Source organism: Flavobacterium sp. ALD4 (genome assembly GCF_002836475.1).
GTDB lineage: Bacteria > Bacteroidota > Bacteroidia > Flavobacteriales > Flavobacteriaceae > Flavobacterium.
Map to the genome: position 1 here is coordinate 635,566 of NZ_PJBJ01000030.1, position 25,738 is coordinate 661,303.

Below are 25,738 nucleotides of genomic sequence, written 5' to 3' on the forward strand. Positions count from 1 at the left end.
AATTGAAAGTTGTTTTTTATAAACGTGAATTGAAACCTTTATTATATTATATTTGCGGCTAGATTTGGGGGATTAGCTCATTTGGCTAGAGTACTTGCCTGGCAGGCAAGGGGTGACCGGTTCGAATCCGGTATTCTCCACAAAACAAAAACTCAAGTCAAACGGCTTGAGTTTTTTTTGTCCTAATTTTATTTGACCTGAGTGTTCATTAATTTTATACAAAGTCAATTTCCTTTTTAAAGCAGTAAAGAATATTCGATATCCAAGGCTATTGAAGCAAAAGGCAGCTGCTTTTTATAACATGATTAGTTACTTTAAAACTCTTAATAGACTACCTCCATAATTTCAAAAATCCGATCTTCGTTTGCCAATATTAGTACTGGTCTCTCTCCCACTTTTTTGTTTATCAATATTCTAGCAATTGGAGAAATGAATGAGATCTTCCCTTTTGAAATATCAGCCTCATCTACGCCTACTATTTGATATTGTTGAAGCTTTGTTTTACCCCCAATTTTTAGAGTTACCAAAGCACCAAATCGTATTTCATCATTTGGCTGTGTATTAAGATCGACTATTTTAGCAGTAGAGATTCGGTTATTCAACAATTGTAATTTTGCATTTATATGATTCAATGCAATTCGCCTTTCATTTTCATCCGCAATTTCCATATTCTCTTTTTCGTTAATCAATTCTTGCTTTTCGTTCAAAAGTTCGTCGATACCAGTTTGAGTAACATAGTTTACTATACCTTTCGGTAAGTCTGCCCTTGGTGGTACAATAGGAATTTCTTCCTGATCATCTTCTTTTACAAATCCTCTACTCATGGTTTACTTTCTTTTAATAGCCAATTTATTGATTTTTTATTGATTGGCGGTGTTTTAGATCAACAGGACCAACACGATTAAAAACGTATCTAACGATTTACTAAGATACGTAATCCAGCTATCCCTTAGTCTAAATCTACTTCGCCTTTTGGAATGTAATCTAAAAACACTAAGGCTTAAAATACTTTTTTAATGATAAAATACGATTAAAATCTTTAGTTAAGACTATTGATTAAAACAACAAAACCCCGGCATCACCGGGGTTTTGTAAACTGTATTTAAGTTTCAATTAAAAGAATCCAACTGGCTCTTTATCGTAAGAGATTAGCATGTTTTTTACAACACGATAATGATCTAATGCCATTTTATGGTTTTCACGACCAAAACCTGAATCTTTAACACCACCAAAAGGAGCGTGAGCAGGATACGTATTGTATTGGTTTACCCAAACTCTACCCGCTTGAATAGCACGTGGCACTTGGAATAATTCGTGAGCATCACGAGACCAAACACCTGCACCTAATCCGTAAGGCGTGTCGTTTGCGATAGCAATAGCTTCTTCAGTAGAACTAAATGTTGTTAAAGCTACAACCGGTCCAAAGATTTCTTCCTGGAACACGCGCATCTTGTTATTTCCTTTCAATACTGTTGGTTGGACATAGTATCCTCCAGAAAGATCACCCTCATGATTACCAGCTTCTCCACCAGCTAATACAACCGCACCTTCTTCTTTACCAATATTGATATAGTTAAGGATTTTATCGCATTGTTCCTTAGAAACTTGAGAACCAATCATTGTTTCTGGATCAAGTGGGTTTCCTGCTTTGATTAATTTTAAACGAGCCTGCATTCTTTCAATGAAAAGATCAGCGATATCTTCATGTACCAAAATACGTGATGGAGTTGTACAAATTTCTCCTTGATTAAGCGCGAACATTAACGCACCTTCTACAGCTTTGCTGAAGAATTTGTCATCTTGAGCTGCTACAGATGGGAAGAAAATGTTTGGCGATTTTCCACCTAATTCCATAGTTACAGGAATGATGTTTTCTGCTGCGTTGTGGTACACTTTACGACCTGTTTCTGTTGAACCAGTGAACGAAAGTTTAGCAATACGTTTTGAAGTAGCTAAAGCTTGTCCAGCTTCTGAACCAAAACCAGTTACAATATTTAATACTCCTGCAGGTAAAATATCACCTATCAGTTCCATCAACATAATAACACTTGTTGGAGTCTGTTCTGCTGGTTTAACAACTGCAGTACAACCTGTTGCTAAAGCTGGAGCAATTTTCCAAGCTAGCATTAACATTGGGAAGTTCCAAGGAATGATTTCTCCAACCACTCCAATAGGCTCGTGTAAAACGATGCTTAAGGTGTTTTTGTCATGCTCAGATATGCTTCCTTCATCTGCACGGATAACACCCGCAAAATAACGGAAGTGATCGATACAATAAGGGATATCTGCTGCTCTTGATTCACGGATTGGCTTACCGTTATCAATAGTTTCTAAAGTTGCTAAGTACTCTAAGTTGTCTTCCATTACTTGCGCAATTTTTAACAACATATTACTGCGTTCTGTCACTGAAGTTGTGCTCCAAGAGGGAAAAGCTTCGTGTGCTGCGTCTAGAGCAAGATCAATATCTTCTTGAGTTGAACGAGCAGCTTGAGTAAAAACTTTACCATCGACTGGTGAAGGATTGTCAAAATATTGCCCTTTAACTGGAGCAACAAATTTACCGCCAATAAAATTGTCGTATCTATCTTTAAAAACGGGTTTAGTTACATTTGCCATATCTTATTTATTTTTTTTTAAATTATATAAGTGTAATTACTTTTTCAAAAACGCTTTGTTTTAATTACACTGCAAAGATATGGCGAGAGTTCAATTATCAAGTTATTGATATGGGTCAAAAACTTATGAAAAAAGACCAGTGTTTGTTTGTTAAAAATAAAAACTGTATAAAAAAACACATAACTAACTTATAATTAGATGTTTGTTTTTATTTTTGTGTTTTAAATAATTTCTTTTGGACTTTTTCCGAATTTATTTTTAAAGGCTATACTGAAATTGGAAAGATTGTTATAGCCCATGTCTAAATAAATATCTGAGGGCTTCAGTTGACCTTCCTGCAGAATATCTTTTGCTCTTTGCAAGCGCTTGTCTTGCAGCCATTTACCTGGCGCCTCATTGTATTCTACTACAAAATGACGTTTAAAAGTAGATAAACTCATGTTGCATAAGAAGGCAATTTCTTCCAGTTTTAAGTTAGAATGGACATTGCTTTCGACGACATTTTTAAACGGCGAAACTTCTTTGGAGATTAAAGAATACAAATAGAACTCAAATTTTTGTTCGTATTTATATAGAAGGTACAGCATAATTTCTTCAAATTTTACCAAAAGCAACCTCTCGGAATAATCAGATGAGGCGGTATTTAAAACCGATAGTGAATTTAAGAAGGTTATAATATAATCGTCATTTTCAATCACGAAATAAGGAATCTCGTCTTTATGAGGGAGACTATTTTTGGTATGCTTTTGTAGAAATTCAGTAAGTTTTTTTTCAGAAAAAAAGAAGAGTTTACAATAATAAATAGCTTCGGTGTCTAGTAATTCTGTCCAAAGCCAATTTCCTTTTTTAAGAAGTAAAGATTGTTTGCTATTCACGGCTATTGAAGTATCTGCAAAATGCACCTGTTTTTTACCCACCTGCAAAAAACTAAACATATTCATACTTAAATTGACCTTGCTTTTTACAACATCATTGGTCATTTTAAAATCATATACTAGCAGACCTTCATTAACTTCCTTGTCTTTACTATAAATTTCCGGTATGTTTTCTATTGGCATTTCACGCTTCTTAAGAGGATTATTATACTAAACTCGCTTGACTTCTATGTTGCAAAATTAACTGAAATATATCCCGTTTACAGTATCACGACGTTATTTCAATAAATAGGAAACCAATATGGACCCATAAAAATACCCCGTATTGATATTATTGTGCAATTCTTTACTTCTGTACACAAAGGCGTAGGATAAATTAAGATTACTTTTTCGGTATTTGAAACCGGCCTCTCCATTAAAACGAACAGGAATTAAATCAAAAGTCACAAGGCTATTACTGTTAAAAAGACTTCCTTCTATTGTGGCGTCATACACTTGGTACTTTATACTTGGGGCAATATAAAAATAAAACTCGCTTTCTGATTTCCAAAGCTCTCTGGTAACCGACGCTCCATATAAATTAGAATCATAAACTGGAACTAATTTTTTGAATCCAATCCGCGTTATAAAACCAACGGATACGTCCGTGAAAATCGTCCCTAAATTAGCCTCTGATTGAAAATGAAAATCCATTTTATCATTATTTAGTGCCGGAAGTAGTTTATTTGAATATAAAAAATGACTTTGTATCGCTACTGCCTCTGTAACTTGGGTCTCCCAACCGTAGACTGATTTATACCTGAGGAATTTATGTAATCTTTTTTGTGTTTCTTCAGCAAAGGAATTAGACCCCAAAAAACCCAGTTCAACACCAACCTTAAAGACTGATTCATTTTGAAGAAAAAAGCTTTTCTCTACCGCCCCAAAAAGATAACCTGCAAAAGGACGGTCAATTACCGCTATAGCTCCCTTATTTATGAATTGCGGATTATAGATATATTGGCCAATTCTAAACTCGACAATTTTTTTATTTACTTTCTCGTTGTCATTTTTTGCTAAAAATCGGTAAAAAATTTTCAGACCATTTGTATAATACTTGTCGTTCTTAGAGGAAGTATACAGATCATTATCTGTTATCAGTCCTATTTCTTTTGTCCTACTTTGTCCTAAAAAAAAAGTAGTTGTCATAAACAGAAGTATAATATAGGTCTTTTTTACCACATTTTAATATTTAATTTTTCCAACGGTTCGCATCACCCGCATAATTTTTCTTTTCCTATTATTGATATACGACGACGAACTGGTTGCAGTGAATCTTCTGGGATTGGGCAAAATTGCAGCTATTCCAGCAGCTTGAATGGGCGTAAGATCCTTAGCACCTTTTCTATACCAATGTTCTGCCGCTGCTTGAGCGCCATACACGCCATTCCCCATTTCGATACTGTTCAGGTACACTTCCATGATGCGCTCCTTGCCCCAGACGAATTCTATAAGAACCGTGAAATAGGCTTCTAACCCTTTCCGGAAGTAACTGCGTCCCTGCCATAGAAATACATTTTTGGCCGTTTGTTGCGATATGGTACTTCCCCCTTTTATTTTTCGCCCTCTTTCATTGCTCTTGTATGCTTTTTGCATTGCTTTGAAATCAAATCCGTTATGAATAAGAAAGCTTCCGTCTTCACTGGCGATAACAGCTTTCTGTAAATTGACAGAAATATTCTCGATAGGCTCCCAATCGTGACCGAATGAGTTTTCTTCTCCGTCACCGCTATTTTCAATACCCCGTATCACCATCAAAGGAGTAAACGGAACGGGAACAAATTTATACAGCACTACAAAAAACAAGGAGACCCCAAAGAACCATAATACCATTTTAAACAAAAACCGACTTAGTGTACTCATAAAACTTTTCGATTCTTTTTTTACCGATTTCTTGATCGGTTTCTTTTGCGTTATTTTTGTCGCCATTATACTAAATCTGCTAATTCTGTTCCTATTAAACTTCCAATTGCTACTCCCATTCCGCCAAGCCTTACGCCACAATAAACATTTTCAGACAATTGCGAAACGATAGGGTTCTTGCTGTTACCAATACCCATGATTCCGCTCCAGCGATGAGCAATCTCATATTTTTGATTGGGCAATATTACTTCTTTTAATAATTGCTCCAATTTATTTTGCACAATTTCTGTTTGTGCAAACTCCGTTGTGTTTTCGGCATCAAAATCTAAATTCCTACCACCACCTAATAATATTCGGTCTCCAATATTTCTAAAATAATAATAGCCTCGATCCAGATGAAAAGTCCCCTTGACATCAAGATTTTCGATTGGTTCTGTGATTAATACCTGTGCTCTGGCCGGTTTTACTGCGCTCCCGGTCAATCCATTTGCAAAACCATTGGTGGCAAACAATACTTTCTTTGACCTGAAACTAAAATCATTCAATACAACTTCAACATCTGCTCCTTTATCTACAAAAGAAGTTACTGTCTGCTGATTTAAAATCAATATATTACTGGACACCGCTTGTTTCAGCAACTCCTGCATCATATTTCCAGTGTCAATTTGAGCTTCAAACGGATTGAAAACTAAATGTTCCCGAATCCCATTAAAACCAAAACGATCTATTTCTTTGACAAACACATCCGATCGAAAAAGAGGTTTTAGAATCTCATTTATGAACGGTAATTTATTCATACATTCTGTATAGCAGCTTTCATCTTCCTTTAAAAACAATTCATAACCTCCATAAGGCTTGAAATCTATGGCTTCATCTCCAAGGCGTTTCCGCAACATCCGCAGCCCTTCCCATCGTTTTGTAACCAGTTGAAAAACTTCCTCCTCTGAATGGGATTTTAAGTCATCAATAATTTCAGAAATACTTCCAAAGCATGCAAAACCAGCATTCTTAGTGCTCGCCCCATGTGGCAACATTCCTTTTTCCAGCACCAGTATTTTACTTTCCGGATGTTTTTCGCGCAAGCGCAAAGCAGCATGTAGCCCTACAATTCCGCTACCCACTACCGTAAAATCCACCTTTGTAAACCAATTTTTTAATTCCCAATAACTTAGCTGCATCTGCAAAATTTTTATAAAAATAATATTTTTAGTCTAGTAAACAGGTATGAAACACCCTTTTTTAATATAATGATTATTGAAAAGAGTTAACATAATCCTCTGATTTTTTTTAGAATATTGTCGTAATTTAGAAGCCTAAATAATCCCGTACTTTTTATGAAAAAAATCCTTCTTACAACCCTAACAATGATAAGTTTAACCGCAATGGCCCAAAACGTAATGTCACCAGAAACCCTATGGAAACTTGGACGCGTGAGTGCCTTAGGTCTTTCTAAGGATGCTAAAAACGTAGTTTACAAAGTAACTACACCTTCTATTGAAGAAAACAAATCCGATTCAAAATTCTATGTTATTCCTGTAAACGGCGGAATTCCAACCGAAGTTAAGGAAACAAAGGATTTGCTAAAAGACAAAAACATTTCGCCTGACGGAAAGTACCTTGTCTATAATGAAGAGGTAAAGATCAACAATGTTCTTGGAAAAGATTTCTATCCTGACTTGGAAAAATCTGAAGTCCAAATTTACGATGGTTTAGACTACCGCCATTGGGACACTTGGAACGAAGGTAAATTCAACCATGTTCTTTACAAAGAAAATACAGAAGGGTCTGTGGGAACTGACATCATGGGCAACGAAAAGTTTGACAGTCCACAAAAGCCTTTCGGTGGAGATGAAGATTACATATGGTCTCCAGACAGTAAAAAAATTCTTTATGTAAGTAAAAAAAAGACGGGTACTCAGTATGCTATTTCTACAAATACCAATATTTATGAATATAGCTTAGAGACTGGATTGACAACAAACAGAACGGAAGACAATCCTGGTTATGATGTAGCTCCCCAATTTTCTCCGTCTGGAAACTTGACTTGGTTGCAAATGAAACGCGAAGGCTACGAAGCCGATAAAAATGACATCATTGTTGATTTTAAAGGTATAGAAATGAATCTTACCGCTAATTGGGACGGTACAGTTGATAGCTTTCTTTGGAGCAAAGATGGTAAAAAAGTCTATTTTACTGCTGCAATTGATGGAACAAAACAACTATTTGAAGTGAATTTTCCTGGTATGACTAGAATTGCAATAAATGTGCAACAGATCACAAAAGGAGATTTTGATGTAAATGACCTCGTTGGATTTGCGGGCAACAGTATTATTGTTACCAGAGGAGATATGAACCATGCTTCGGAGATTTTTTCTTTCGATCTAAAGAAAAACACTTGGAAACAAATCACCAATGTAAATACAGCTACCTACGACTCATTGGCGTTAAGCAAGACCGAAAGAAGATATGTAACCACAACTGACGGTAAGAAAATGTTAGTATGGGTAATTTTACCCCCAAATTTTGATGCTACAAAAAAATACCCAACACTATTATATTGCCAAGGAGGGCCACAAAGTGCCCTTACACAATTCTATTCTTTCCGTTGGAATTTTCAGCTAATGGCTGCAAATGGCTATATTGTTGTGGCACCAAATCGTCGCGGAATGCCAGGACATGGAGTGGAATGGAATGAGCAGATCAGTAAAGACTGGGGCGGACAGGTAATGGACGATTACCTTTCGGCTATAGATGACGTATCTAAAGAAAGTTATGTTGACAAAACTCGTTTAGGTTGCGTTGGCGCGAGTTATGGTGGATATTCGGCATTCTATTTGGCCGGAATACACAACAATCGTTTTAAAACTTTCATTGCTCATGATGGCGTTTTCAACACGCAAAGCATGTTTGGAACAACAGAAGAAGTTTTCTTCAGCAACTGGGATTTTGGTGGCCCGTATTGGGAAAAAGACAATGCTACAGCTCAAAAAACCTATACTACATTCAACCCTATTAATTTAGTGGAAAAATGGAACACGCCAATCCTGATCATCCAAGGAGGAAAAGATTTTAGAGTTCCAATAGGACAAGGTCAAGAAGCTTTTCAAGCCGCACAACTGCGTGGAATAAAAAGTAGATTTTTATATTTCCCAGAAGAAAATCATTGGGTTTTAAAACCACAAAATGCCCAAGTTTGGCAAAAAGAATTCTTCAAATGGCTGAAAGAAACCTTATAGATTTACAAGCGGACATAAAAAAACCTCACTTTTCAGTGAGGTTTTTTGCTTTTATATATGCTTTTTATTCTGGAGCGATCATCTTGAACGTATCCATAAAAGCAGTAGTATAATCCCCTGCAATATAACGAGGATCATCCATTAATTGTCTGTGAAAAGGTATTGTAGTTTTAATTCCTTCAATTACAAATTCATCCAAAGCTCTTCTCATTTTGCTAATTGCTTCCTCGCGAGATTGGGCAGTAGTGATCAGTTTTGCAATCATAGAATCATAATTTGGCGGAATCGTATACCCTGAATAAACATGAGTATCTAATCGAACTCCGTGTCCTCCTGGCATATGAAGTGTCGTTATTTTTCCTGGAGACGGTCTAAAATCATTATAAGGGTCTTCAGCATTAATACGACATTCGATAGCGTGCAACTGAGGTAAATAGTTTTTACCTGAAATAGGCACTCCTGCAGCTACTAAAATTTGTTCGCGGATCAAGTCATAATCAATAACCTGCTCCGTAATAGGATGTTCCACCTGAATACGAGTATTCATTTCCATGAAATAGAAATTACGGTGCTTATCTACCAGAAACTCTACCGTTCCAGCACCTTCATATTTTATGTATTCAGCTGCTTTCACTGCTGCTTCACCCATTTTCAAACGCAATTCGTCAGTCATAAATGGAGAAGGAGTCTCTTCAGTCAATTTTTGATGACGTCTTTGTACTGAACAGTCTCTTTCAGAAAGGTGACATGCTTTTCCGTATGAATCACCAATAACTTGGATTTCGATATGACGAGGCTCTTCGATTAGTTTTTCAAGATACATTCCGTCATTCCCAAAAGCAGCGGCAGATTCCTGACGGGCACTGTCCCACGCTTTAAGTAAATCCTCTTCTTTCCAAACGGCACGCATTCCCTTTCCACCACCACCAGCAGTAGCTTTGAGCATTACTGGGTAACCAAAAGATTGCGCTAACTCCTGCGCTTGTTCGAATGACTCCAGAATCCCTACTGAACCAGGAACAACAGGTACTCCTGCTTCAATCATCGTGGCTTTTGCAGATGCTTTATCGCCCATTCTGTCAATCATTTCTGGAGAAGCTCCAATAAATTTAATTCCGTGTTCCTGACATATTTTTGAAAATTTTGAATTTTCAGAAAGAAACCCGTATCCCGGATGTATTGCATCTGCATTTGTAATTTCTGCAGCAGCAATAATATTTGACATTTTCAAATAGGATAAGTTGCTTGGAGGCGGTCCTATGCAAACAGCTTCATCAGCAAACCTTACGTGCAAACTTTCTACATCAGCAGTAGAGTAAACGGCCACAGTCTTAATGCCCATTTCTTTACAAGTTCTAATTACACGAAGTGCAATTTCTCCTCTATTTGCAATTAATATTTTTTTAAACATCTATTTTAAATTTAAAATTCAAATAACAAATTCGAAATTCCAAATCTCATCAGTTGAAATTTGGAATTTAGAATATCGTAATTTAAAATGTTATGATGGATCTACTAAGAATAAAGGTTGGTCAAATTCTACCGGTGACATATCGTCAACCAATATTTTCACAATTTTACCAGAAACTTCAGATTCAATTTCGTTAAACAATTTCATTGCTTCAATTACACAAAGAACATCTCCTTTTCCAATGGTAGTTCCTACCTCTACAAACATAGGCTTGTCTGGAGATGGTTTTCTATAAAAAGTTCCAATAATTGGAGATTTTATAGTTATGTATTTATTTTCTTCCACGACAGGTGCCTCTACAGCAGCTGCAACTGGCGCAGCATTTTGAACAGGCATTGTTTGTTGAAGTTGATTGTGAGCAGGCATTTGTTGCACATACGTAGTCTCTGATGCAGTTCCTTCTATAGTTGTTCTAATGGTGATTTTAATATCATCCATTTCCAATTTAACTTCTGCAACTCCCGAATTTGCTACAAATTTGATTAAGTTCTGAATTTCTTTTAAATCCATAGTTATTTGTTTTTAGTTTAAATTTATTTTTTGTCGTATGCCCATTTTAGATATACAGACCCCCACGTGAAACCTCCTCCAAAAGCAGCCAAAATAATTGTGTCCCCTTTTTTAAATAGGTGTTCAAAATCATAAAGCACTAGAGGCAATGTTGCAGAGGTAGTATTTCCATACTTTTCTATATTCATTAAAACCTTAGAATCTTCTAAATTCATTCTGCTGGCGGTAGCATCAATTATACGCTTATTCGCCTGATGAGGAACTAACCAATCAACATCTGCATTAGTTAAATTATTCCTTTTCATAATTAGCTCACTAGCGTCAGCCATATTTGTCACTGCATATTTAAAAACAGTTTTTCCGTCTTGAACAATATTATGTCGGTTCTCTTCCACTGTCTTAAAAGAAGTGGGATGAAGAGATCCTCCAGCGTCAATCTTTAAAAAATCACGGCCTACACCGTCACTTCTTAAATACTCATCCTGTAATCCTAATCCTTCATCGTTAGGTTCGAATAATACGGCACCTGCACCGTCTCCAAAAATTATACAAGTAGATCGGTCCGTATAATCTACAATAGAAGACATTTTATCAGCTCCTATGAGTAGCACTTTTTTATATTTTCCAGATTGAATGTAGGCTGAGGCAACAGACATTCCATATAAAAAACTGGAACAAGCTGCCTGCAAATCAAAAGAGAAAGCATTTGTAGCTCCTATTTCTGTAGCCACGTAAACTCCAGTCGAAGCAACCGGCATGTCAGGCGTGGCCGTTGCCATTATTATCAAATCAATATCTAAAGGATTAATATCTCCTTTAGCTAATAAATTCTGTGCTGCTTTTATAGCTAAGTACGACGTTCCTTTGTCTGCGTCTTTAAGAATCCTTCTTTCTTTAATTCCTGTTCGAGAAGTGATCCACTCGTCATTTGTATCGACCATTGTTTCTAGAACTTTGTTTGAAAGTACAAAGTCCGGAACATAGGCTCCAACAGCGGTTATTGCGGCTGTGATTGTATTCATGGTATTTGAATATTTTTTTTCAAATAATGACATTTGAAAAAACGATTAAAAGAATTGAAAATTACAAAAAAATATCTAAACCTCTTGTTTTAGAACTTCTTATTTAATTAAAATCATAAACAACAAAAAAACTCTCACGATGTGAGAGTTCCAAATATCATTTAAAAAAAAATGCATTAAGCAACAGCTACAGACTTATCTACAACAACTTGCCCTCTATAATACATTTTCCCTTCATGCCAATAGGCTCTGTGATATAAATGCGCTTCACCCGTAATTGGGCAAGTAGCGATTTGTGCTACAGTAGCTTTATAATGTGTTCTTCTCTTATCTCTTCTTGTTTTGGAGATTTTTCTCTTAGGATGTGCCATTTTACTATATTATTTATCCGTTAATAGTTGCTTTAATTTGTCCCAACGCGGGTCAATATTCTCTTCTTTATCTTGTATTTTTTCTTCTTCAATTTTTTCTTCAACCTCTTCCTTATGCTCTTCCAGTATTAGTTCCTTTAGTCGCTCAAGAGCTTCCGTTTTTAAACTTCCGTCTTGCACACCTGGATGAACTCGTCTTAAAGGCACAGAAAGCGCAATCATTTCATATATATACTGAGCAACATCTATTTCAAATTCTCCAAATGGCAGAACTAGTAATTCCTCATTCTCATTATTATATACGTCACCAAAACGAACTATCAATTTCATTTCCCCTTGTACCGGCAAATCAAAATCTTCACTCGTTAAATCACAAGGTACATTAACCGTCCCTTCGTGCTTGAAAATCAATTCCAGAATCGTGCTTTTCTTCTCTAAAACTACATTTACTTTGATGTCTGAATTTTCAAATTCATCATAATCAAAGGCTTCAAAGAACGCATTACTTATTTGATATTCAAAATGATGTTTTCCTAGCTTTAATCCCACAAACGGAATCAAATATTGTTTAGTCTTATTCATTTCAACAAAATTTTGCCCCAAACTTCGGGAGTGCAAAGATATAAAATTATTACAAATCTAATAACGTTATTTATCTTTTTTTATTTAGTGTTGTTTTTCCCTAACCTTTAAAGGTTTTTGACTGATTTCTATATATTGAATTCGGGAACGATAAATATCTAAAGCGAGATAAACCGCTTCCTTAAAAGAGTTATAATCCGCAATCCCTTTTCCTGCAATATCATAAGCGGTGCCGTGATCTGGAGACGTCCTGATCTTATTCAAACCTGCCGTATAATTCACCCCGTTACCAAAAGACAGTGTTTTAAAAGGCACTAAACCTTGATCATGATATGCAGCGATTACCGCATCATATTTTTCATATTGCCCACTTCCAAAAAACCCATCTGCCGCAAAAGGACCAAACACCAACGTTCCTTTTTCGAATATTTTTTTTAATGTTGGCTTTAATATCACATCATCTTCTTTACCTATCACACCACCATCGCCGCAATGCGGGTTTATGCCTAAAACAGCAATCCTAGGCTTATTGATGCTGAAATCCTGAATCAATGCCTTCCTTATCGTTTCAATTTTTTCTTTAATCAATTCTTCTGTAAGTCTAGAGGCTATTTCACTTACCGGGACATGGTCTGTCAACAAACCTACTCTTAAATTACCCTGCACCATCAACATTAACGCATTCCCTTCCAGCTCCTGGCTTAAATAATCCGTATGCCCTGGGAACTTAAATTCATCTGATTGAATGTTGTATTTATTTATCGGCGCCGTCACTAAAACGTCTACCAATCCTTCTTTTAAAGCATCTGTAGCCGCAATAAATGATTTTACCGCATACTGCCCCACTTTATCATCGTTAACTCCAAGATTCAAATCGACCCCTTCTCTCCAAAGATTCAGAACGTTAATCTTTCCGGGCAGAATCTGGTCCAGTTTATCAATTCCGTGCAGAGCAACCGTAGAATCTAAATTCTTTTTTATAAATGACATTATTTTCACATTGGCAAAAATAACAGGCGTACAAAGCTCTAGCATCCGTGAATCCTCGAAAGTTTTCAGCACCACTTCGCTTCCAATACCGTTTAAATCTCCTATTGAAATTCCAACTATTATATTTTCTGCTTTTTTCATCATTACCTCTAGTTATTTATTACTAATTTTGAAGTGCAAATTTAGTAAAATAAAACAAGAAATGTTTACAGGAATCATAGAAACCCTTGGTACCATCCAAGAAATACAAAAAGAGAAAGACAACGTTCACATCACAGTGGAATCGTCAATAACCGCCGAACTCCAAATCGACCAAAGTGTCGCTCACAACGGAGTTTGCCTGACCGTGGTCGCCATAAAAGACAGCTCCTATACGATAACAGCTATCAACGAAACAATCAAAAAAACGAATCTGGGAAATTGGCAGGTCGGCGATAGTGTCAATCTTGAAAGAGCGATGAAACTAGGCGATCGACTCGACGGTCATATGGTACAGGGCCATGTCGACCAAGTTGGAACCTGCATTGTCGCAAAAGAAACTGGAGGAAGCTGGCTTTATACTTTTGAGTATGACGAAGCACTGAGCAACATCACCATCGAAAAAGGCTCAATTACCGTAAACGGCGTAAGCCTCACGGTCGTGGATTCGAAAAAAAATCAATTTAGCGTAGCTATTATCCCATACACTTACGAACACACTAATTTCAACACCTTTAAAGTAGGCACAAAAATAAATCTTGAATTTGATGTAATAGGTAAGTACGTGTCTCGATTATACGCAAACAAATAAAACCGTCAAGCCTTATAAAAACAAAAAACCCAATTTAGATTGGGCTTTTTGTTTTTAAGTTATTCCTGTGAATGATATAAATCCCGCCTAAAAGCGCAATTACCACTAGTATCATAATACTTTCATCAATTGGAACAGGACAAGGAAGACATTCCCCAGGAAGGATAGGAGGACCGGGGTTTCCACTATCACCACCGTCAGTAGACCTGCCACACTCACATTCCCCAGTACCACCATCTCCGGGGTCCTGTGAGAAAACTGCCACCCAGCACAACACCAGTAAAAGCGTTAATAAAAATCTTTTCGATACAATTTTCATAATTTTCAAAAATAGGGAATCAATTTTTATAAAAAAAAATCTAAACTATTTATTAAGATTCATTTAGTTCAACATCAAACTTAACATCATATTTTGTAAAAAACAAAACTTTTACTAAAGTTATGAATTTTGGACCAGTTTCACCTTTAATATGATTAAAAAAACCCTTAAAATCTATAATTTTAAGGGTTATACCGTGGTCCCACCTGGGCTCGAACCAGGGACCACCTGATTATGAGTCAGGTGCTCTAACCAGCTGAGCTATAGGACCGGTTAGGAGTTTGCAATATTACTACTATTTTTCGTTTACTCCAAATATTTTTACCTCAGATTTTCAGTTAACGGCTATTTTACAGTTCCTGCAATCGAAAACGACTGATTATTAGATTTGTAAACTTTTCAACTTGGCAAAATTATTTTATTTCCTGACACAACTCAATTAAAACACCATTAGTACTGTTAGGATGCAAGAAGGCCACCAACTTATTATCAGCTCCTTTTTTAGGGGTTTCGTTCAACACAACAAAGCCCTCTTTTTTCAATCGGACAATTTCTTCCTCTATATTTTCTACATCAAAGGCAATATGATGAATGCCTTCTCCTTTTTTTTCCAAAAATTTCGCAATAGGACTCTCTGGATTTGTCGCCGCTAAAAGTTCAATCTTATTTGGCCCGTTTTTAAAAAAAGAAGTCGTCACACCTTCACTTTCGACTTCCTCAAATTTATAAGCTGGAGCGCCAAAAAGCTTTTCGAACAATAAATTTGAAACTTCTAAATCCTTAACAGCTATTCCTATGTGTTCTATTTTTCTCATTGTATAAATATTCTACGGATTATTACTTACAAAATCAAACGCTCAAGCATAAATGATCTACAGTTGTAAAATTAAAGTGTATGTAAAATTAAACATTAAAAACTAAAAAGCATGAAAGGAGGAGCAAAAGTAAGCCGAATTGCAAACCCGTAATAAATTTATAAAAAATTTCAATTCCATTAATTATAATTGTTATTTTGTAACTTCTAATCCTAATTTGATATGTTGAAAAACAATTTAAAATATATTCCCCTTCTATTGCTAATAGCTATAGTAAGTTGCGCAAAAAGAGGAACTATTACAGGTGGCTTGAAAGATAGTATCGCACCTATATTAAAAGTGAGCTTCCCTGAAAATTACAGCACGAACTTTAAAGGAAATGAGATTAAATTAGTCTTTGACGAAAACATCAAACTCAAAAATCTAAACAAGCAATTAGTTATTTCACCCCCCATGAAGTACGAACCAATAATATCTCCTACCTCTGCAACTAAAACGCTGTCGATAAAAATAAAAGACACCTTACTGCCCAACACAACCTATAGCTTCAACTTCGGCCAAAGCATAGCAGACAATAATGAAGGAAATCCTTTTAATCAATTCAAATATGTCTTTTCAACTGGTGACTATATTGATTCACTGGCTTTGGGCGGAAAAATAAAAGATGCGTACAACAAAGAAGCGGAACCATTCGTTTCCGTTATGCTTTACGAGGCCAATGACTACTTTAACGATTCCATTGTTTATAAAGAAAACCCACGGTATATTACAAATACGCTTGACAGTCTGAAAACTTTCAAATTAGAAAATTTAAAAGCAGGTAAATATCTATTAGTAGCTATGAAAGATAAAAACAGCAACAATAAATTCAATCCTAAAGAAGACAAAATTGCATTCATCAAAGGCTTTATCACGGTTCCTAACGACACTATATATGAATTGAGCCTATTCAAGGAAACATCGACTTTTAAAGCGGATAAACCTGTCCAGGCATCCGGGAACCGTCTTCTGATGGGCTATGAAGGAAATATGAAATTGGCAAACTCGAGACCGAAGGTAACTTTGAAAAACGATACCGAAACCGTATCTACTATTATAACCCAATTCCCCAAAAAAGATTCGCTTCAAATATGGTACAAGCCCATGAAGGCAGATTCCCTGGCCTTGAAAGTGATGAAAAACAAATATGTAGATGATTTCGTGTTTAAAATTAAAGAACAAAGAAAAGACACACTAAACATCTCTGCTTTATACGGTGGAACTTTAAATTTCAGGGACCGCTTTACTTTAGAAACAACAACTCCGCTGGTTCGCTTTGACAATTCAAAAATAAAGCTCACCATTAAAGATTCTGCAACAGTATCATTCACGACCGAGTACGACGAATTCAACCAGAAATTATTTTTTGACTTCAAGAAAAATCCTTCCGAGAAATACACCTTCACCATTTTACCTGGCGCTTTAACTGATTTTTTTGAACAATCAAATGACACTTTGATTTATAAAGTAAATACAAAAAGCACTGCAGAATACGGAAATCTAAGAGTGATGTTGCAAAACGTAAAAAACTTCCCTGTCATTGTTGAATTGACAAATGCAAAAGGAGACCTTATTGCCAGCGAATATTCCGAAAGCAATACTGCAGTTGACTTCAGCTTACTAGAACCTGCCTTATTTTCACTCAGCCTTATCTATGACGAAAATAAAAACAAAGTCTATGATTCAGGCAATTATTTGGAGAAAAGATATGCTGAAGAAGTGGTTTATTACTCAAAAGAAATAGATGTACGGGCAAACTGGGATGTGGAACAAGTTTTTGACGTCAGCATTCCTTATATTCCAGAACAGAAAAAGAAAGCGGCAAAGAAGTAAGGCTTTCAGAGTGATGATTGGCGATTTTTGATTTTTGGTTTCTACAAGATTTGAAGTCAAAAATCGCATTTGTATTATCCTTGTATTTCAAAGTTATCTCCGTCACTCAAAAAATCCAATTTTAATCGGGTTTCTATCATTTTTTCTTTACTCAAATCAACTAAGAAAACACCCTCCGCTTGTTGTGGCTCAAGAATATATTCTCCAAGAAAATCGACTACTTGCGAATGCCCTACATAAGCATATCCGTTTTTGTCCTCTCCGGTCCTATTGACACCAACCGCATAACTCATGTTTTCAATTGCGCGTGCCCTAATCAATATGTCCCAAGCATTTATTCTTGTCTTTGGCCAACTCGCGACATAAATCAACAAATCGTAATTCTCAATATTGCGTGAGAAAACCGGGAACCGCAAGTCATAACACACAAAAGGACATATCTTCCAACCTAAGTACTCTACAATCAATTTCTGAGCGCCCTTGGAGTACACTTTGTCTTCACCTGCTAGTGTAAACAAATGCCTTTTATCATAATGTTGTATTTCTCCGGAAGGAAAGACAAATAGCATGCGGTTATAATAATTAGCGTTTTCTTCAATCACGACGCTTCCTGTTATTGCCGCATTTTTGGCTTTCGCCAAAGATTGCATCCACAATACCGTTTCGCCTTGCATCGTCTCGGCAATAGTGCTTGGATTCATCGTAAAACCGGTAGTAAACATTTCTGGAAGAACGATTAAATCAACAGCGCTAGAAATAGTATTTATTTCAGCTTCAAAATAGGTTCTATTTGCCTGTGGGTCTTCCCAAACTAAGGAAGATTGAATTAAGACTACTCGCATAATTTTTAATTTTGATAAAGATAAAAAAACGTCTATTTTTAAAGTATGTAACTTTCAAATTTTGTAAAGCCAAAATATGTAAACGCTACAGTTCTACGCTCAGGGATAGCAGTGGAAATCCTTTTATGCAACACAATGGAATAACAGATTGCAGAGGGTAGCCTAATAAAAAAACGCATCCAAATAAATGAATGCGTTTTTTTATATATAAGAAAATTTTAATCTAAAATTATCCTTTTAAGCTTGCGCTTAAGTACTCTCTGTTCATACGAGCAATGTTCTCTAAAGAAATTCCCTTAGGACATTCTACTTCACAAGCCCCTGTATTTGTACAGTTACCAAAACCTTCTGCATCCATTTGACTAACCATGTTTAACACCCGATCGGTCGCTTCAATTCTACCTTGAGGTAACAAAGCGTACTGGGATACTTTTGCCGCCACAAACAACATCGCTGAAGAGTTCTTACAAGTAGCCACACAAGCACCACAACCAATACAAGTCGCTGCATCAAAAGCAGAGTCAGCATCCTTTTTGTTAATTGGAATTGAGTTTGCATCAACAGGATTACCTGAAGTATTTACCGATATAAATCCTCCTGCATGTTGAATTCTATCAAATGCGCTTCTATCAACAACTAAATCTTTTACCACTGGAAATGCACCTGCACGGAAAGGCTCGATCGTAATCGTATCTCCATCGTTAAACATACGCATATGTAATTGACAAGTCGTCACACCTCTATCCGGTCCGTGTGCTTCCCCATTAATATATAAAGAGCACATACCGCAAATTCCTTCGCGGCAGTCATGATCAAATGAAACTGGCTGTCCTCCTTTGTTACTTAGATCCTCATTAAATACGTCAAGCATTTCAAGAAATGACATATCCGGCTCAATACCGTCGATTTGATAATCGACCATTGCTCCTTTATCTTGGGCGTTTTTCTGACGCCATATTTTTAATTTAAGTTTCATATTTTTTAGTTTTGAAATTAGCAAATCTAATGCATCCGATTCTGAGACCGTCCAGCATTCTTAATTTAACTAATTACTATTTATAACTACGAGTTACCAATTTAACATTATCGAAAACCAACGCCTCTTTATGTAAAACAGCATCACTTGGCTTCCCTTTGTACTCCCATGCAGCTACGTAAGCAAAATTTTCATCGTCACGCGTTGCTTCTCCATCTGCCGTTTGGTATTCTTCACGAAAGTGACCACCACAAGACTCATTACGATGTAGTGCATCCTTAGCAAATAACTCTCCCAATTCAAGGAAATCAGCAACACGGGCTGCTTTTTCTAACTCTTGGTTGAACCCTTTATCAGTACCCGGTACTTTTACGTCTTTATAAAACTCTTCACGTAAAGCAGCGATTTCTACAATAGCTTCATTTAATCCTTCAGCATTCCTAGCCATTCCAACTTTGTCCCACATTATTTTTCCTAATTTTCTGTGGAAATAGTCAACAGAATGTGTTCCGTTATTGTTCATGAATTTTTCAATCTGATCTTTAACTCCTTTCTCTGCCGCCTCAAACTCTGGAGAATTCGTAGATATAGGTCCCATTTTAATGTCTGGTGATAAATAATCTCCTATAGTATAAGGAAGAACAAAATAACCATCTGCCAAACCTTGCATCAAAGCTGAAGCGCCTAATCTATTTGCTCCGTGATCTGAGAAGTTTGATTCTCCAATAGAGAAACAACCTGGTATCGTAGTTTGTAAATTATAATCAACCCAAGTTCCACCCATAGTATAATGCACCGCGGGATAAATCATCATTGGAGTTTTGTATGGATCTTCATCTACAATCTTGTAATACATTTGGAAAAGGTTACCATATTTGTTAGCAACTACTGCAGCTCCCAATTTAATAATAAGCTTTTCATCATTAGCATCTAATCCTTTTATGTATGCTTGTTCTTTTCCGTAACGCTGTATTGCAGCAGCAAAATCTAAATAAACTGCTTCTCCTGTTTTATTAACTCCAAAACCAGCATCACTTCTTTCTTTTGCAGCACGAGAAGCAACATCACGAGGAACGAGGTTCCCAAAAGAAGGATATCTTCTCTCTAAGTAATAATCTCTATCTTCTTCAGCTAATTCCGTTGGTTTTTTCTTCCCATCTCGAATCGCCTGTGCATCTTCTAGTTTTGCAGGAACCCAGATACGACCGTCATTACGCAATGATTCTGACATCAAAGTCAGTTTCGATTGGTGGTCTCCTGAAACAGGAATACATGTTGGGTGAATTTGTGTGTAACAAGGATTTGCGAAGAACGCCCCTTTCTTGTGTATTTTCCAAGCTGCCGTAGCGTTAGATCCCATTGCGTTAGTTGATAAGAAAAATACGTTTCCGTATCCTCCTGAAGCTATTACTACTGCATGAGCAGAATGTCTTTCGATTTCACCAGTAACCAAGTTACGTGCGATAATACCTCTAGCCTTTCCATCTACAATAACTAGATCAAGCATTTCGTGACGGTGGTGCATTTTTATTTTTCCACGACCTATCTGACGGTTCATTGCTGAGTAAGCTCCTAATAGCAATTGTTGTCCTGTTTGCCCTTTTGCATAAAAAGTTCTAGAGACAAGTGTACCTCCAAAAGAACGATTATCCAATAACCCTCCATACTCACGTGCCAAAGGAACTCCCTGAGAAACGCACTGATCAATGATGTTAGCAGAAACTTCAGCGAGACGATGTACGTTTGATTCACGTGCACGATAATCTCCTCCTTTTACGGTCTCATAAAACAATCTGAAAACGGAATCTCCGTCACCTTGATAGTTTTTTGCTGCGTTGATTCCACCTTGTGCTGCAATAGAGTGCGCGCGACGTGGCGAATCTTGGAAACAAAAAGATTTTACGTTATATCCTAGTTCTGCTAATGTTGCAGAAGCAGAACCCCCAGCTAATCCAGTCCCAACAACGATAACATCAAGGTTTCGTTTGTTAGCAGGATTAACAAGATTAATGTGATTTTTATAATTTGTCCATTTGTCCGAAATCGGACCATTTGGAATTTTTGAGTCTAATGCCATTATAATTGAATATTAATGATTGAAATGATGAAATAATGCAATGAAAATGAACCCAACTGGAATCACAATTGCATAAGCATATCCTAATTTGTGTAGTGCTTTCGAATATTTATTATTGAAACCAACTGACTGCATTGAAGAATTGAAACCATGCAACAAGTGTAATGACAAAAGAACAAATGACACACAGTAAATTGCGGTACGGACTGGACTTTCAAATTTCTCCGCTAGTTCGTGGAAGTATCTTGTAGAGTCCAGTGGATTTACTTCTACGTATTTATAAACCATTTCTGGCACCCAGAAGTCATAAAAATGCAGTCCTAAAAAGGCTAAAATAACTGAACCTGACAGAATCATATTTCTTGAAAACCAAGATGAATTAGCTCCTCCATTGTTTTTAACATACGCTATCGGTCGCGCTTTTCTGTTGATATAGTCTAAAACAAAACCCATTATAAAGTGAAAAATAACACCTACAATTAAAATTGGCTGAATGACATATTGAACTAAGGGATTGTTACCCATAAAATGGGAAAGTAAATTAAAAGTATCAGGACTAAATACCGAAGTAATATTAATGAAAAAATGCTGTGCTAAGAACAGCATTAAAAAAATTCCTGAAAGCGCCATAGCCACTTTTTTAGCTATCGACGACTTCAATAATGCAGATTGTGCCATAAGATTTAATAATTTGTTTTACGAATAGCACAAAATTACGGCAAATTGAGTGCAACTACAACCTTTTAGTCCTTATTTATAATGATTTTAAAGTATTTTTAAAAAAAATTAAAACGCCCATAAAGCTGTTTAACCTCTCGCTTACAATACGTTAAAATATTTCACTTTCTTTCTAAATTGTTTTAAAAATAGCAGAGCACAATAAAAATATAATTATTGTAATTATTACCGAACATCACACACATAAATCCATCAAAAATGAAAGCTGCGTACCTACCGCTACTAAAATAACAACACTTATCCGCAGCACTTAACTAAATTTAGTCATGTATTTTTGAACAATAAGATCCGTATTTTCATTTCGGGTTTTGAGTTCCAATTGAATTGGAGCCGAAGCTCTTTCTTCACAGTTCTTTACAGCACAGGTTTCGCAAGTCACTCCGACGATTTGTTTTTTGATAGACTTATTATCGATAAATTTGAATTTCTTCTTCATACTTGACGTAATCAAAATCCCCACGGATATACTTCTCAAACAGTCTTTTTTGAAAGGGTCTTCCGTAGCCGATGAGAAAACCAAAAACTCATTGCCACTGTTTTCATAACGCGAAATCTGCGCATCAAAAAAGTGACTGCTATTATGCTCTATAGATTGCACAATTGTTTTGACAGAAACCCACCTACGACAATAATGCTCATTCATTTCGTTGGCATGTGGCTCCTGTTGATTGGTAATATGCAGCTCTTTTTTAATCTGATAAGTATCCGCTCCTCTTTTATGAGACAATCGAAGAAAAAAGATGTTTTTCAACTGGAAGTCTTTCGGCAAAATATTGGTTAATCGTTGGTAAAACGATTCCGGAGACACATTAAACTTACTCATCAATTCAATCATTTCCTGTGGCTTAGGATCTGTTTTTACCAAGAATAAATTTAATTCACTGACCAGTTGTTTTCTTGGAATTAACAGCGCACCGGCAAAATAGGAAGCATAGAAATTATTTAAAACCTGATCAAAATTATCAAATTTAATCCAACTAAACGTGTACAATCTTTCAGTTATTTCCAAATAATTATAAGCAATCTCTTTGGCCAGAATAAATGCTTTTTGCTGTTCATCGATATCCATTGAAAGCAATAAGGTTTTACTTTTGGGAACATATATGGATCTCAAGTCCCCCAGCTCCTCTTGTTCTGAAAAAACAATTTCCTGAATTTTATAACCATATTCTTCCGTCAATACAGCAGTCAAGTCTTCTATGGAAATTTTAGTGTTGATATTTATCTGAAAGGCTTTGGAGAAGTCCAACACTTTCTGTTCCAAATCCTCAAAATAATTATTATGCGCCTCTTGATACGAGCGCAAAGCGGCCAGGAAAAAACTCTCCCGCGTTAAATTATAGTGCTGCGCTATCTCAATAATCGTACTAATAAAGGCATTTACTTTTGCCGGAGCATTGGCAATAATATCAATAAGGTCATTTTCCTCTATTCCGAAAATATCCAAAGGTATTTCTTTTAGGATCCCCGATTTTAAGATCTCACCAATCGGAGCCAAATTATTATCCAACTTCAAAGAAACCATCTGATCGTACGAAATCTCCAGCTTTTCTGATAAAAGAATAATCTTATCCGTTTTCGGATATTTTTTGCCTTTTTCAATTTCGTTCAAATACGATTTTGAAAGATTGGTAATTTTGGCCAAGCCAAATAACGATAAATTCTTATTAGTACGGGCTTGTTTTAACTTAAGCCCAAAAATCAACTTTATATATTCTTTTCCTACAGTCATATAAACATACTATTTGTCTTTGTAAACAAGCATTTATTTCGAAAAAAAAAAGATCCGTAACCACATTGCTTTTCCGTTCCGTTCCTTTCGTTTTTTCAAAGATACGCTAAAAGACATGAAAAAGGTTTCTGCTACTTTCTCGAACGTTCGCTTGTTTTGCAAAAAACGTTTCGTGCAATTTTAATGCAAAACGAATTAACTCGGGAGGAACTTAATAAAATAACCGAAGAATATACATAACTGGCCCCGTCGAAAAAACACGATTTCAAAGCTGTTAAGCATCAAAGTTTCTAAGGAACATACTATTTTTACCCAGTTTAAAATACCGTTACCGCCGGAACGTCGTCTACAACCATAGGAGATTCTACGGAAGCAGCTCATTTTTAAATAGTATTGACTTAAGCTATATCAATTATAATTCTTATAATATCGAATACATAATCGGTATTACGAGCGAAGCGCATCAGTTTAAAAGTGGAATTTTAAACCGTCGCGCTTCGTGTATTTTATATAAAATTGTCAAAATCATAACTCGAACCAATTAAATCTTAGTATTTTTGAATACTTATAAAGATTAAATCGAAATAACATGAAATACCATCAAATTGACCGTGACTTATTTATAAAAAACAGAGGTAAATTTATGGCTCAAATGAAGCCAAAAAGTGTTGCCGTTTTTAACTCTAATGATATTTATCCAATAGGTGCTGACAGCACGATGCCATTTGAGCAACACCGCGATATCTTTTACTTAAGCGGCGTAGATCAGGAAGAAAGCGTCTTATTATTATTTCCGGACGCTCCTTATGAACACCAAAGAGAAATATTATTTCTGAAAGAAACAAACGACCATATAGCCGTTTGGGAAGGCGAAAAACTAACCAAAGAACGCGCATTGGCAGTTACCGGAATCAAAACAGTACATTGGCTAAAAGATTTTGAAAAGATATTGTTCGAAATGATGACGCATGCTGACACTATTTACATCAATACGAATGAACATTACAGAGCGGCAGTAGAAACTGAAACACGCGAAGCCCGCTTTGTAAAATGGTGGAAAGAGAAGTATCCAGCACACACCGTGGCAAAAAGTAACCCAATTTTACAACGTCTTCGTTCTGTAAAAGAAAGCGAAGAGCTAGACTTAATCCAACAGGCCTGTACGATTACAGAAAAAGGATTTCGCAGAGTTCTGTCTTTTGTGAAACCCAATGTAATGGAGTACGAAATCGAAGCTGAATTTATTCATGAATTCACTCGCAACCGTTCCAAAGGTTTTGCATACACACCAATTATTGGCTCAGGAAACAATGCGAACGTGTTGCATTATATCGAAAACAACCAACAGTGCAAATCCGGTGATTTAATCCTAATTGATGCTGGCGCAGAGTATGCAAATTACTCCAGTGATATGACCCGTACCATTCCTGTTTCAGGAAAGTACAATGATCGACAAAAAGCCGTTTACAATGCCGTTTTACGCGTTAAAAATGAAGCCACTAAAATGCTTATTCCAGGAACACTTTGGAAACAATACCATATCGAAGTGGGTAAATTAATGACCTCGGAACTACTTGGTCTAGGACTGCTCGACAAGGCCGACGTGCAAAACGAAAACCAGGACTGGCCTGCTTACAAAAAATATTTTATGCACGGCACGTCGCACCACATGGGCCTAGACACACATGATTATGGAATTTTGACTGAACCAATGCAAGCCAATATGGTTTTCACTGTAGAGCCTGGAATTTATATTCCTGCAGAAGGTTTCGGAATTCGTCTGGAAGACGATCTCGTGATTAAAGAAAGTGGCGAACCATTCAACCTAATGCGCAACATTCCTATTGAAGTGGATGAAATTGAAAGTTTGATGAACTCATAAAAGCTTTTATTGTTTAAAAATGGCAGTCTAGAACGATCTAGGCTGCTTTTTTTTTGGAGCAGAAATTTCTATTTTTTATCTACGTCTCCTCCTGCTGTCCGTTATATCTCTTGTTTCGTC

The 25,738-nt window shown here is 36.3% G+C and carries 23 protein-coding genes and 2 tRNA genes; 5 read left to right on the forward strand and 20 right to left on the reverse strand.

The features are described from left to right. Positions 1-66: 66 nt before the first annotated feature. Positions 67-140: transfer RNA gene (locus CXF59_RS11450), tRNA-Ala, on the forward strand. 183 nt (positions 141-323) lie between these two features. Here CXF59_RS11450 and CXF59_RS11455 read toward each other — a convergent pair. The 6 genes from CXF59_RS11455 to CXF59_RS11480 all read right to left on the reverse strand — a co-directional run bounded on the left by CXF59_RS11455 (position 324) and on the right by CXF59_RS11480 (position 6,571). Then, a complete protein-coding gene (locus tag CXF59_RS11455; RefSeq protein ID WP_101137902.1) occupies positions 324-824 on the reverse strand; it encodes a GreA/GreB family elongation factor in 501 nt (166 codons plus the stop codon). A gap of 289 nt (positions 825-1,113) precedes the next feature. Beyond that, positions 1,114-2,616: an aldehyde dehydrogenase family protein gene (locus tag CXF59_RS11460; protein ID WP_101137903.1), complete on the reverse strand. Its 1,503-nt coding sequence runs from the start codon at positions 2,614-2,616 to the stop codon at positions 1,114-1,116. A 221-nt stretch (positions 2,617-2,837) separates the two neighbouring features. Further along, positions 2,838-3,674, reverse strand: a complete 837-nt coding sequence (locus CXF59_RS11465; protein WP_101137904.1) for an AraC family transcriptional regulator — start codon at positions 3,672-3,674, stop codon at positions 2,838-2,840. A gap of 93 nt (positions 3,675-3,767) precedes the next feature. Then, entirely contained in the window at positions 3,768-4,679 is a 912-nt protein-coding gene (locus tag CXF59_RS11470) for a lipid A deacylase LpxR family protein (protein ID WP_101137905.1), read from the reverse strand. Between the two features lie 36 nt (positions 4,680-4,715). Next, positions 4,716-5,459: a monofunctional biosynthetic peptidoglycan transglycosylase gene (gene mtgA / locus CXF59_RS11475; RefSeq protein ID WP_101137906.1), complete on the reverse strand. Its 744-nt coding sequence runs from the start codon at positions 5,457-5,459 to the stop codon at positions 4,716-4,718. Then, positions 5,459-6,571, reverse strand: coding sequence for an FAD-binding oxidoreductase (locus tag CXF59_RS11480; protein ID WP_101137907.1), 1,113 nt, complete (start codon positions 6,569-6,571; stop codon positions 5,459-5,461). The genes mtgA and CXF59_RS11480 overlap by 1 nt, the downstream gene beginning before the upstream one ends. 156 nt (positions 6,572-6,727) lie before the next feature. Between CXF59_RS11480 and CXF59_RS11485 the strand changes: the two genes are divergently transcribed. After that, positions 6,728-8,629, forward strand: a complete 1,902-nt coding sequence (locus tag CXF59_RS11485; protein ID WP_101137908.1) for a S9 family peptidase — start codon at positions 6,728-6,730, stop codon at positions 8,627-8,629. A 64-nt stretch (positions 8,630-8,693) separates the two neighbouring features. Here CXF59_RS11485 and accC read toward each other — a convergent pair whose 3' ends face one another. The 6 genes from accC to pdxA form a co-directional block, all read right to left on the reverse strand. Next, a complete protein-coding gene (accC, locus tag CXF59_RS11490) occupies positions 8,694-10,040 on the reverse strand; it encodes an acetyl-CoA carboxylase biotin carboxylase subunit (RefSeq protein ID WP_101137909.1) in 1,347 nt (448 codons plus the stop codon). Between the two features lie 90 nt (positions 10,041-10,130). Further along, the gene (gene accB, locus CXF59_RS11495; RefSeq protein ID WP_101137910.1) at positions 10,131-10,610 is read right to left on the reverse strand and encodes an acetyl-CoA carboxylase biotin carboxyl carrier protein; all 480 of its coding nucleotides are present in this window, start codon (positions 10,608-10,610) and stop codon (positions 10,131-10,133) included. Positions 10,611-10,633: 23 nt separating this feature from the next. Continuing rightward, positions 10,634-11,632 carry a beta-ketoacyl-ACP synthase III gene (locus CXF59_RS11500; RefSeq protein ID WP_101138533.1) on the reverse strand — a complete coding sequence of 333 codons (999 nt, stop codon included), beginning with the start codon at positions 11,630-11,632 and terminating at the stop codon, positions 10,634-10,636. Positions 11,633-11,808: 176 nt separating this feature from the next. After that, positions 11,809-12,003, reverse strand: coding sequence for a 50S ribosomal protein L32 (gene rpmF / locus CXF59_RS11505; RefSeq protein WP_016990142.1), 195 nt, complete (start codon positions 12,001-12,003; stop codon positions 11,809-11,811). Positions 12,004-12,012: 9 nt separating this feature from the next. Continuing rightward, positions 12,013-12,585, reverse strand: a complete 573-nt coding sequence (locus tag CXF59_RS11510; protein ID WP_101138534.1) for a DUF177 domain-containing protein — start codon at positions 12,583-12,585, stop codon at positions 12,013-12,015. An 84-nt stretch (positions 12,586-12,669) separates the two neighbouring features. Beyond that, positions 12,670-13,719, reverse strand: coding sequence for a 4-hydroxythreonine-4-phosphate dehydrogenase PdxA (gene pdxA, locus CXF59_RS11515; RefSeq protein ID WP_101137911.1), 1,050 nt, complete (start codon positions 13,717-13,719; stop codon positions 12,670-12,672). A gap of 58 nt (positions 13,720-13,777) precedes the next feature. On the opposite strand from pdxA, the gene CXF59_RS11520 reads away from it, so the two are divergent. Beyond that, complete coding sequence (locus tag CXF59_RS11520; RefSeq protein ID WP_101137912.1) at positions 13,778-14,365, forward strand: riboflavin synthase; 588 nt, start codon at positions 13,778-13,780, stop codon at positions 14,363-14,365. 34 nt (positions 14,366-14,399) lie between these two features. Here CXF59_RS11520 and CXF59_RS11525 read toward each other — a convergent pair whose 3' ends face one another. From CXF59_RS11525 to mce, 3 genes are all read right to left on the reverse strand, one after another. After that, positions 14,400-14,684 (reverse strand): hypothetical protein, encoded by a 285-nt coding sequence (locus CXF59_RS11525; protein WP_101137913.1) that lies wholly within the window; start codon positions 14,682-14,684, stop codon positions 14,400-14,402. A gap of 197 nt (positions 14,685-14,881) precedes the next feature. Beyond that, a tRNA-Ile gene (locus CXF59_RS11530) sits at positions 14,882-14,955 on the reverse strand. A 142-nt stretch (positions 14,956-15,097) separates the two neighbouring features. Continuing rightward, a complete protein-coding gene (gene mce / locus CXF59_RS11535; RefSeq protein ID WP_101137914.1) occupies positions 15,098-15,499 on the reverse strand; it encodes a methylmalonyl-CoA epimerase in 402 nt (133 codons plus the stop codon). Positions 15,500-15,721: 222 nt separating this feature from the next. On the opposite strand from mce, the gene CXF59_RS11540 reads away from it, so the two are divergent. Further along, entirely contained in the window at positions 15,722-17,371 is a 1,650-nt protein-coding gene (locus CXF59_RS11540) for an Ig-like domain-containing protein (protein WP_101137915.1), read from the forward strand. 74 nt (positions 17,372-17,445) lie between these two features. Here CXF59_RS11540 and CXF59_RS11545 read toward each other — a convergent pair whose 3' ends face one another. The 5 genes from CXF59_RS11545 to CXF59_RS11565 form a co-directional block, all read right to left on the reverse strand. After that, positions 17,446-18,213, reverse strand: a complete 768-nt coding sequence (locus CXF59_RS11545; protein WP_101137916.1) for an amidohydrolase — start codon at positions 18,211-18,213, stop codon at positions 17,446-17,448. Between the two features lie 229 nt (positions 18,214-18,442). After that, the gene (locus CXF59_RS11550; RefSeq protein ID WP_101137917.1) at positions 18,443-19,189 is read right to left on the reverse strand and encodes a succinate dehydrogenase/fumarate reductase iron-sulfur subunit; all 747 of its coding nucleotides are present in this window, start codon (positions 19,187-19,189) and stop codon (positions 18,443-18,445) included. Between the two features lie 76 nt (positions 19,190-19,265). Then, positions 19,266-21,266: a fumarate reductase/succinate dehydrogenase flavoprotein subunit gene (locus CXF59_RS11555; protein WP_101137918.1), complete on the reverse strand. Its 2,001-nt coding sequence runs from the start codon at positions 21,264-21,266 to the stop codon at positions 19,266-19,268. 12 nt (positions 21,267-21,278) lie between these two features. Further along, positions 21,279-21,944, reverse strand: a complete 666-nt coding sequence (locus tag CXF59_RS11560; RefSeq protein WP_101137919.1) for a succinate dehydrogenase cytochrome b subunit — start codon at positions 21,942-21,944, stop codon at positions 21,279-21,281. 310 nt (positions 21,945-22,254) lie between these two features. Further along, positions 22,255-23,736: a helix-turn-helix domain-containing protein gene (locus tag CXF59_RS11565; RefSeq protein WP_101137920.1), complete on the reverse strand. Its 1,482-nt coding sequence runs from the start codon at positions 23,734-23,736 to the stop codon at positions 22,255-22,257. 589 nt (positions 23,737-24,325) lie between these two features. On the opposite strand from CXF59_RS11565, the gene CXF59_RS11570 reads away from it, so the two are divergent. After that, on the forward strand, positions 24,326-25,618 hold the full coding sequence (locus CXF59_RS11570; RefSeq protein ID WP_101137921.1) for an aminopeptidase P family protein: 1,293 nt from the start codon (positions 24,326-24,328) through the stop codon (positions 25,616-25,618). Positions 25,619-25,738 lie beyond the last annotated feature (120 nt).